Source organism: Pseudomonas sp., from assembly GCF_049590575.1.
Classification (GTDB): domain Bacteria; phylum Pseudomonadota; class Gammaproteobacteria; order Pseudomonadales; family Pseudomonadaceae; genus Aquipseudomonas.
The window spans coordinates 1-8,318 of sequence record NZ_JBAWDE010000153.1; the positions used below are offsets into that span (position 1 = coordinate 1).

Consider the following 8,318-nt stretch of genomic DNA (forward strand, 5'->3'; position numbering starts at 1 on the left):
CCTTTTGCGGGGCTGACACACCGTAATCGGGGGCAAGCCCCCTCCCACATTTGAATCTATGTACATCGGCTGCTACCGAGGCTATCACGCGACCCGCACATTCTCTGCCTGCGGGCCTTTTTGACCATCCGTGATATCAAATTCGACTTTTTTACCTTCTTCGAGGGTTTTGAATCCATCACCCTTTATTGCGGAAAAATGCACAAACACATCCGTTCCACCCCCGTCCTGCGTGATAAAACCAAAACCTTTTTCCGTGTTGAACCACTTCACAGTGCCCGTTGCCATCGCCGTTCTCCTTCAAACCAGCCTGATACTTGATGCATAGACGCCAGAGGGCCTATGGATCATCTGAAGTTCCACTTTCAGGCCCGCCGACAGCTCAACGTCCTTTGCGCCGAGCCTGTCGACAAACACTTCCTCGCCCTCGCCATCCACCACGATCAAACCTTCGTGAGTCTGTGGATCGTATGATTTGACCGTTCCCGTCACCACGTTCATTGCCACCCCTCCTGCATCTGCTAACAGCGTGCGCGCAGTTATTGGGGGTATGGAACCGCGAGATCGGAGGGTTGGCTACTGTCAAAGTTGACAGGTCTGGGTTTTTTCAGATGAATGACAGGGTGGCAATTCAGCACGCGCCTGAGTGACTGATGGGCGTGCAATCAAGAGTCGCGGCGCAGGTCCGGCGGAATCGGCAGGTCTTTGAGTGGATCCGGGCGCTTGCCCTTGCCTGCGCGGTATTGGCGAATCTGATAGACGTACGCCAGCACCTGCGCCACGGCCAGGTACAGGCCGGCGGGGATTTCCTGGTCGAGTTCGGTGGAATAGAAGATCGACCGCGCCAGCTCCGGCGATTCCAGCAACAGGATGTCGTTGGCCACGGCGATTTCGCGGATTTTCAGCGCGGTAAAGTCGCTGCCCTTGGCCAGCAGCATCGGCGCGCCGCCTTTTTCCGGGTCGTACTTGAGGGCCACGGCGTAGTGGGTCGGGTTGGTGATGACCACGTCGGCGTCGGGCACCGAGGCCATCATCTTGCGCTGGGACATCTCGCGCTGCAGTTGGCGGATGCGCTGCTTGACCTCCGGCCGGCCTTCCTGGTCCTTGTGCTCGTCGCGCACTTCCTGCTTGGTCATCAACAGTTTCTTGTGGCTTTCCCACAACTGGATCGGCGCATCCACCGCCGCAATGATGATCAGCCCTGCCGCCATCCACAACGCACTCCAGCCCACCACCTGCACGCTGTGGATGATCGCCGACTCCAGCGGCTCATGGGCGATGCGCAGCAAGTCATCAATGTCGGACGACAACACCGTCAACGCGACGAACAGGATCAGGATGAATTTGGCCAGGGCCTTGAGCAGCTCCACCAACGCCTTGGCAGAGAACATGCGCTTGAGCCCCGCCGCCGGGTTCATCCGGCTGAACTTGGGCGCCATGCTGCCGGCGGCGAACAACCAGCCGCCGAGGGCGACCGGGCCGATCAATGCCGCCAGCAGCAAGGTAATCAGGATCGGCTGCACCGCCAGAATCGCGATTTTCCCCGAGTGCAGCAGGTATTGGCCCATGGAATCGGGGTTGAGCAGCACGTCACGCGGCAAGGTGAAGTTGTGCTTCATCAACTCCAGCAAATCCAGCGCCAGGCCGCCGCCGTAGATCAGCAGGCCACCGGCGCCGGCCATCATGGTCGCCACGGTATTGAGCTCTTTGGAACGGGCAATCTCGCCCTTTTCCCTGGAGTCCTTTTTGCGTTTCTCCGTGGGGTCTTCTGTTTTGTCCTGACCACTCTCGCTCTCGGCCATGGCTCAGCGCGCCCGTGCCAGATCACGTAAGAACTGCAAGGCGTCGGTCGCCAGCGGTTGATACTGATTGAGAATGTCAGCCAGGCCGACCCAGAAAATCCCCATGCCCAACACCAGGGTCAAGGGGAAACCAATCGAGAAAATGTTCAGTTGCGGCGCCGCGCGGGTCATCACGCCGAACGCGATGTTGACCACCAGCAATGCGGTGATCGCCGGCAGCACCAGCAACAGCGACGCGCCGAGCACCCAGCCAAGACGCCCGACCACTTCCCACAAGTGATTGACCTCCAGCCCCGAGCCCACCGGCAAGGTGGTGAAGCTTTCGGTGAGCACCTCGAACACCACCAGGTGCCCGTTCATGGCCAGGAACAGCAAGGTCACGAGCATGGTCAGGAACTGCCCGATGACCGCCGCCGACACGCCGTTGGTGGGGTCGACCATGGACGCGAAGCCCATGCCCATCTGGATCGAGATGATTTGCCCGGCAATCACGAAGGCCTGGAAGAACAGCTGCAGGGAAAAGCCCAGCAGCGTGCCGATCAGGATTTGCTCGGCGATCAGCATCAAGGCGGTGAGGTCGAGCGCATTCACCGGCGGCATGGCCGGCAAACCGGGCACGATCACCACGGTGATCGCCACCGCAAAGTACAGGCGCACGCGGCGCGGGACCAGGGTGGTGCCGAACACCGGCATGCTCATCAGCACCGCCGTCACGCGAAACAGCGGCAAGATGAAGGAAGCCACCCAGGTGCTGATCTGGGTGTCGGTCAACGCCAGCAAGGACTGCATCGGGTCAGCCGATCAACTGCGGAATACTGCCGTACAGCTGCAGGATGTATTCCATGAAGGTCTGCACCAGCCACGGGCCGGCGACGATCAACGTGATCAGCATCACCAGCAGGCGCGGCAGGAAGCTCAAGGTCTGTTCGTTGATCTGGGTCGCGGCCTGGAACATCGCAACCAGCAGGCCCACCAACAGGCTCGGCACCACCAGCACGGCAACCATCATGGTGGTCAGCCACAGCGCTTCACGGAACAGGTCGACGGCGACTTCTGGCGTCATGGCGCTATACCCCTCCGAAACTGCCGGCCAGGGTGCCGATAATCAGCGCCCAGCCGTCCACCAGCACAAACAGCATGATCTTGAACGGCAACGAAATGATCAGCGGCGAGAGCATCATCATACCCATGGCCATCAGCACGCTTGCCACCACCAGGTCGATGATCAGGAACGGGATGAAGATCATGAACCCGATCTGGAACGCGGTTTTCAGTTCAGACGTGACAAACGCCGGCACCAGGATGGTCAACGGCGCCTGGTCCGGGGTGGCGATGTCGGTGCGCTTGGACAGGCGCATGAACAGCTCGAGGTCGCTGGAGCGGGTCTGCGCCAGCATGAAGTCCTTGATCGGGCCCTGGGCCTTGTCGATCGCGTCCTGGGCGGTGATGGTCTCGGCCAGGTACGGCTGCAGGGCTTGCTGGTTCACCTTGTCGAACACCGGCGCCATGATGAACATTGTCAGGAACAACGCCATGCCGGTCAGGATCTGGTTCGACGGCGTCTGCTGCAGGCCCAGGGCCTGACGCAGGATCGAGAACACGATGATGATCCGCGTAAAGCTGGTCATCAGCATCACGAACGCCGGGATAAAGCTCAGCGCGGTCATGATCAGCAGAATCTGCAGACTGACCGAATACTCCTGGGCCCCGGCCGCGTTGGTGCCCAGCGTAATCGCCGGGATCGACAGCGGGTCGGCGGCAAACGCCAACGGCGCGGCCAGCAACAGCATGAGCGTCAATAAAACGCGCATTACTTCTTATCCTTCTGATCCTTGCCCAGCAATTCCATCAGGCGCTGGGCGAATTCTGGCGTGGCGGGTTTGGACGCGTCGACGCTGACCGGGGTCTTGAGCACGTGCAGCGGGGTGATGCGGCCCGGCGTAATGCCCAGCAGAATCTGTTCCTCACCGACCTGCACCAGCACCAGCCGATCACGCGGGCCAAGGGCACGCGAGCCGATCATTTCGATGACCTGGCCGTTGCCCGGACCCACGCCCTGCACACGGCGCATCAACCAGGCCAGCACAAAAATCAGCCCGACCACCAGCAGCAGGCCCAGCACCAGCTGGGTCAACTGCCCGCCGACGCCGCTGCCGACCACGGGGGCCGCAGCCGCCGCCTGCGCAACCGGCTCAGCCGCCAGGGCGCTCAATGGCAGCGCCAGCAACAGTCCCGCCATCGAATACTTCATGTCAGCGCAACTTCTTGATGCGTTCGCTCGGGCTGATCACGTCGGTCAGGCGGATGCCGAACTTTTCGTTGACCACCACCACTTCGCCGTGGGCGATCAGGGTGCCGTTGACCAGTACGTCCAGCGGCTCACCGGCCAGGCGGTCGAGCTCGATCACCGAGCCCTGGTTGAGTTGCAGCAGGTTGCGGATGTTGATTTCGGTGCTGCCGACTTCCATGGAGATCGACACCGGAATGTCGAGAATCACATCCAGGTTCGGGCCGTCGAGGGTCACCGGGTCGTTGTTCTTCGGCACGCTGCCGAATTCTTCCATCGGCAGGCGGTTGCCGGCCGGCGCGGTGGCGGCATCGGCAGCCAGCAGCGCATCGATATCGTCCTGGCCAACATCGCCGGTTTCTTCCAGGGCCGCAGCCCATTCGTCAGCCAGGGCCTGGTCTTCGGCGGAAGTGTTTTCGTGTTCGGTAGCCATTACATGTCCTCGGCGAAGCAAGCATTCATAAATAAGGGATCAGCGGCGGTTGATGGGCTCAACCACTTGCAAAGCCAGGTTGCCTTTGTGGGAACCCAGCTTGACCTTGAAAGACGGCACGCCGTTGGCGCGCATGATCATTTCTTCCGGCAACTCGACGGGAATAATGTCCCCCGGCTGCATGTGCAAAATATCGCGCAAGCGCAGCTGGCGACGGGCCACGGTGGCGCTCAGGGGTACGTCGACGTCCAGCAGGTCTTCGCGCAGGGCCTTGACCCAGCGCTCGTCCTGGTCGTCCAGGTCGGACTGGAAACCGGCGTCGAGCATCTCGCGCACCGGCTCGATCATCGAGTACGGCATGGTCACGTGCAGGTCGCCGCCACCGCCATCGAGTTCGATGTGGAAGGTCGACACCACGATGGCTTCGCTGGGGCCGACGATGTTGGCCATGGCCGGGTTCACTTCCGAGTTGATGTACTCGAAATTGACTTCCATGATCGCCTGCCAGGCTTCCTTCAAGTCGATGAAGGCTTGCTCCAGCACCATGCGCACCACGCGCAGTTCGGTGGGGGTGAATTCGCGGCCTTCGATCTTGGCGTGACGGCCGTCGCCACCGAAGAAGTTGTCCACCAGCTTGAACACCAGCTTGGCGTCGAGAATGAACAGCGCGGTGCCGCGCAGCGGTTTGATCTTGACCAGATTGAGGCTGGTGGGCACGTACAGCGAGTGCACGTATTCACCGAACTTCATCACCTGCACGCCGCCCACCGCCACGTCCGCCGAACGGCGCAGCATGTTGAACATGCTGATGCGGGTGTAGCGTGCGAAACGCTCGTTGATCATTTCCAGGGTCGGCATACGTCCACGGACGATGCGATCCTGGCTGGTCAGGTCATAGCTTTTGACGCTGCCGGGTTCGGCAGCCATTTCAGTCTGTACCAGCCCATCGTCGACGCCATGCAGCAGCGCATCGATTTCATCCTGGGACAGCAGGTCTTGCACGGCCATGTCGTGATCCTACTGCAATACGAAGTTAGTGAAGAGCGCCTGCTCGACCACGACTTTGCCGAGCTCTTTCTGGGCCACTTCCTGCACGCTGGCAGTGACCTTCTGACGCAGCATTTCCTGGCCCACCGGAGTGGCCAGGCTGTCGAAGCTTTGCCCGGAGAACAGCATCACCAGGTTGTTGCGGATAACCGGCATGTGCACCTTGAGCGCTTCCAGGTCGCCTTTGTCACGCGCGAGCAAGGTGATGCTCACTTGCAGGTAACGCTGACGACCGTTCTGGTTGAAGTTGGCGACAAAGGCCGGAAGCATCGGCTCGAAGATTGCCGGTTGCTTGACGTCACTGGCGGTTTCGGCGGCGGGTGCCGGCTTGCTTGCACTGCTGTGCATGATGTACCAGGTGCCACCCACCGAGGCGCCGATGGCCAGGAGCAGGCCCAGGACTATCAACAGGATAAGCTTGAGCTTACCTTTGCCTGCGGGTGCTTTTGCTGCGTCGTCGCTCTTCGCCATGCCAATAATCCGTCACTATTCGGGAATTCATAGATCTACGGAGAGGCAAGAGCAAGTGTTATGCCAGAGTTGTCTGGTAATTCAGGAAGAGAGAACACGGCAAATTAATTGTGGGAGCGGGCTTGCTCGCGAAAGCAGTGTGTCAGTCAGCACAGATCCAAACTGACACACCGCCTTCGCGAGCAAGCCCGCTCCCACATTTCGACCTGTGCCAGGCTCAGGCGTAGTAGTCGACGGCGCTGGAGCCGATCACAGTCGACGTTACCGGCGTCACTGCTTCAGCCACATCAATGTGGTTGCCGCTGTCGCCGTTGTCGCCGCCACGCCCACCCGTGCCGCTCACACCCCGGGTCTGGGCCTGCTGCTGTTGCTGCTCCTGGCCACGGGACTGGTCGGACACGTTCACGTCGACCTGGCCCATGCCTTGCTGGGCGAACATCTCCCGCAGGCGGCCGGACTGGCTTTCCAGCGCTTCACGGACCACCGGGTGGGCGCTCATGAAGTTGACCTGGGCCTGCTGGTCGGCGGTCATGTTGACCTTGATGTCCAGGCGCCCGAGTTCGGCCGGTTGCAACTGAATCTCCGCCGACTTGAGGTTGGCGCTGGAAAGGTACATCACGCGGTTGACGATTTCGTCCGTCCAGCCGCTCTGGTGCATGGCCAGCGGCGCATTGGTGACCGGCGGCAAGGCGTTCGCGGTTTTCGGCGTGGCAGCCTGGGTCAGCGCCGCCAGGCGGTTGGCAAAGTCATCGACGCGGGTGTCGCTGCTGGCCTCTTTCAGGTCCTTGAGGCCGCCTTCGATCAACCCGCTGAAGGCCTTCTCGCCACCGGAGTCGGTGCTGTCCTTGGTGGCTTGCTGGTCGACCATAGTGGCCAGGCCAGCGGCGAAATTCTGTGCGGCGGTCGGCTGATCCAGGGTCGACGCCGGGGCGGTCTTGGCCGGGGCCTGGCTGCTGGCGGACACATGCCCACCCTGCTCCATCGCCAGGCGCACGGCGGGCATCGCATCCAGCGGGTCGGCCTCAGGGTCGAAGGCCGGCTTGGCCTCCTCGGTCGCCGCGATCGGCGCCGCGGCTACCGGCTGGGCCTTGTCATCCGGGGTTTCGGCAACGGGCGCAGGGGTTTGCACCGGCACCGGCACGGCCACTGGCGTAACCGTGGCGATCAGTGCGGGATCGACAACCGGGTCAACCGCAGGCTGCTGCACCAGGGTCGGGTCGACGGGCGCATCGTCGTCTTTGCTGGCACTGTCGTCGGCCTTGGCCGGCGGCGTGGCAGGCAAGGCATTGCCGCTATCGGCAACGACTGGCTTGCTGGCGGCAGGTTTGTCGTCACTCGCGGCAGGCTTGGCGCTGGCGTCGGACGGCTTGTCCCGCGTGGGTTTGGCCGAGTTGTCGTCGGCTTTTACCGTGGGTTTGGAACCCTGACTGGCGAACACTTGTGCGAAGCCAGGGCCCTTGTCCCGTGGGTCCGCAGCCGCCACCGGCTGGTTGGCGACGGGCGCTTGAGGCTTGGCCGCGGGGGCAGCCTGAAGGAGCGAATTGGGGGCGACTGGCATGGGTAATGTTCTCCACTGCATGGGGATCGAGGGATGCAGTATCAGGAGGTAGAGCAAGAGTCGGGCCAGGTTTGCGGCGGGGTTAGTTTTACTGGGTACATATCCGTTATTCAGGTAACGGCTGATATAGGTTTCGCCCTTACGGCGAGTCACTTTTGAAAGGAGCCCAAAAGTAAAAAGGCTCTTGCCCCACCACTCGGCACCTCGCCTAGGCTCGGTGTGTCCGAAAACAGGTACTACTGCGCGGGCCGCCGCGACGGGCCGTCCCTGCCCCGTCGCGGCTAAACCGGCGTCCTGCCGGTTTACCCGCTCCGTACTACCTGTTTTCGGCCAGCGTGGTTGATGGGGCGCCTAAGATCAAAATCAAGATCAAAATCTAAAGCACGGCGGCCTGAAAGCCGACCTGAGTGGTTGGATCAAAGGCAGGTACGTGTAGGAGCGGGATTGCCGGCGATGCGGGCGCCTCGGTTGATCAGTGGCAACCAGTCGATGCCTTCGCAGGCAAGCCAGCTCCCACAGAAAAGCAGATCTGCTTATGCTGTAGATTTGCTTTCGCTCTGCGCTCTTGATCTGCTTCAACCACTCAGGTCGGCTACCAGGCCGCTGTGCTCTTGCTTTTGATTTTGATCTTAGGCGCCCCGTCAAACACGCTGGCCGAACGCAGGCTTGAATCCGTGGGTAACCCGGCAGGACGCCGTGTTAGCCGCGATGGGCCAAGGA

11 protein-coding genes are annotated in these 8,318 nt (G+C 61.4%); all 11 read right to left on the reverse strand.

Annotated elements, in window-relative coordinates:
* Positions 1–84: 84 nt before the first annotated feature.
* Entirely contained in the window at positions 85–288 is a 204-nt protein-coding gene (locus WBR57_RS11475; RefSeq protein WP_424083932.1) for a cold-shock protein, read from the reverse strand.
* 12 nt (positions 289–300) lie between these two features.
* Entirely contained in the window at positions 301–501 is a 201-nt protein-coding gene (locus WBR57_RS11480; protein ID WP_424083933.1) for a cold-shock protein, read from the reverse strand.
* A gap of 164 nt (positions 502–665) precedes the next feature.
* Complete coding sequence (gene flhB, locus WBR57_RS11485; protein WP_424083934.1) at positions 666–1,802, reverse strand: flagellar biosynthesis protein FlhB; 1,137 nt, start codon at positions 1,800–1,802, stop codon at positions 666–668.
* Positions 1,803–1,805: 3 nt separating this feature from the next.
* The gene (gene fliR / locus WBR57_RS11490; protein ID WP_424083935.1) at positions 1,806–2,591 is read right to left on the reverse strand and encodes a flagellar biosynthetic protein FliR; all 786 of its coding nucleotides are present in this window, start codon (positions 2,589–2,591) and stop codon (positions 1,806–1,808) included.
* A gap of 4 nt (positions 2,592–2,595) precedes the next feature.
* Positions 2,596–2,865, reverse strand: coding sequence for a flagellar biosynthesis protein FliQ (gene fliQ / locus WBR57_RS11495; protein WP_003214552.1), 270 nt, complete (start codon positions 2,863–2,865; stop codon positions 2,596–2,598).
* Positions 2,866–2,869: 4 nt separating this feature from the next.
* A complete protein-coding gene (gene fliP / locus WBR57_RS11500; protein ID WP_424083936.1) occupies positions 2,870–3,613 on the reverse strand; it encodes a flagellar type III secretion system pore protein FliP in 744 nt (247 codons plus the stop codon).
* A complete protein-coding gene (gene fliO / locus WBR57_RS11505) occupies positions 3,613–4,053 on the reverse strand; it encodes a flagellar biosynthetic protein FliO (protein WP_424083937.1) in 441 nt (146 codons plus the stop codon). Before fliO ends, fliP begins: the two co-directional genes overlap by 1 nt.
* Position 4,054: 1 nt before the next feature.
* Positions 4,055–4,522 (reverse strand): flagellar motor switch protein FliN, encoded by a 468-nt coding sequence (fliN, locus tag WBR57_RS11510; protein ID WP_033900765.1) that lies wholly within the window; start codon positions 4,520–4,522, stop codon positions 4,055–4,057.
* Between the two features lie 39 nt (positions 4,523–4,561).
* A complete protein-coding gene (fliM, locus tag WBR57_RS11515; protein ID WP_010208755.1) occupies positions 4,562–5,530 on the reverse strand; it encodes a flagellar motor switch protein FliM in 969 nt (322 codons plus the stop codon).
* 9 nt (positions 5,531–5,539) lie between these two features.
* Positions 5,540–6,040: a flagellar basal body-associated protein FliL gene (gene fliL, locus WBR57_RS11520; RefSeq protein ID WP_424083938.1), complete on the reverse strand. Its 501-nt coding sequence runs from the start codon at positions 6,038–6,040 to the stop codon at positions 5,540–5,542.
* A gap of 217 nt (positions 6,041–6,257) precedes the next feature.
* Positions 6,258–7,598, reverse strand: coding sequence for a flagellar hook-length control protein FliK (locus tag WBR57_RS11525; RefSeq protein ID WP_424083939.1), 1,341 nt, complete (start codon positions 7,596–7,598; stop codon positions 6,258–6,260).
* Positions 7,599–8,318: the final 720 nt, after the last annotated feature.

What these genes read in the sequence shown, in the direction of transcription:
- WBR57_RS11475 (WP_424083932.1), bottom strand. Translation starts at nt 288, where the DNA reads ATGGCAACGGGCACTGTGAAGTGGTTCAACACGGAAAAAGGTTTTGGT.
- WBR57_RS11480 (WP_424083933.1), bottom strand. Translation starts at nt 501, where the DNA reads ATGAACGTGGTGACGGGAACGGTCAAATCATACGATCCACAGACTCAC.
- flhB (WP_424083934.1), bottom strand. Translation starts at nt 1,802, where the DNA reads ATGGCCGAGAGCGAGAGTGGTCAGGACAAAACAGAAGACCCCACGGAG.
- fliR (WP_424083935.1), bottom strand. Translation starts at nt 2,591, where the DNA reads ATGCAGTCCTTGCTGGCGTTGACCGACACCCAGATCAGCACCTGGGTG.
- fliQ (WP_003214552.1), bottom strand. Translation starts at nt 2,865, where the DNA reads ATGACGCCAGAAGTCGCCGTCGACCTGTTCCGTGAAGCGCTGTGGCTG.
- fliP (WP_424083936.1), bottom strand. Translation starts at nt 3,613, where the DNA reads ATGCGCGTTTTATTGACGCTCATGCTGTTGCTGGCCGCGCCGTTGGCG.
- fliO (WP_424083937.1), bottom strand. Translation starts at nt 4,053, where the DNA reads ATGAAGTATTCGATGGCGGGACTGTTGCTGGCGCTGCCATTGAGCGCC.
- fliN (WP_033900765.1), bottom strand. Translation starts at nt 4,522, where the DNA reads ATGGCTACCGAACACGAAAACACTTCCGCCGAAGACCAGGCCCTGGCT.
- fliM (WP_010208755.1), bottom strand. Translation starts at nt 5,530, where the DNA reads ATGGCCGTGCAAGACCTGCTGTCCCAGGATGAAATCGATGCGCTGCTG.
- fliL (WP_424083938.1), bottom strand. Translation starts at nt 6,040, where the DNA reads ATGGCGAAGAGCGACGACGCAGCAAAAGCACCCGCAGGCAAAGGTAAG.
- WBR57_RS11525 (WP_424083939.1), bottom strand. Translation starts at nt 7,598, where the DNA reads ATGCCAGTCGCCCCCAATTCGCTCCTTCAGGCTGCCCCCGCGGCCAAG.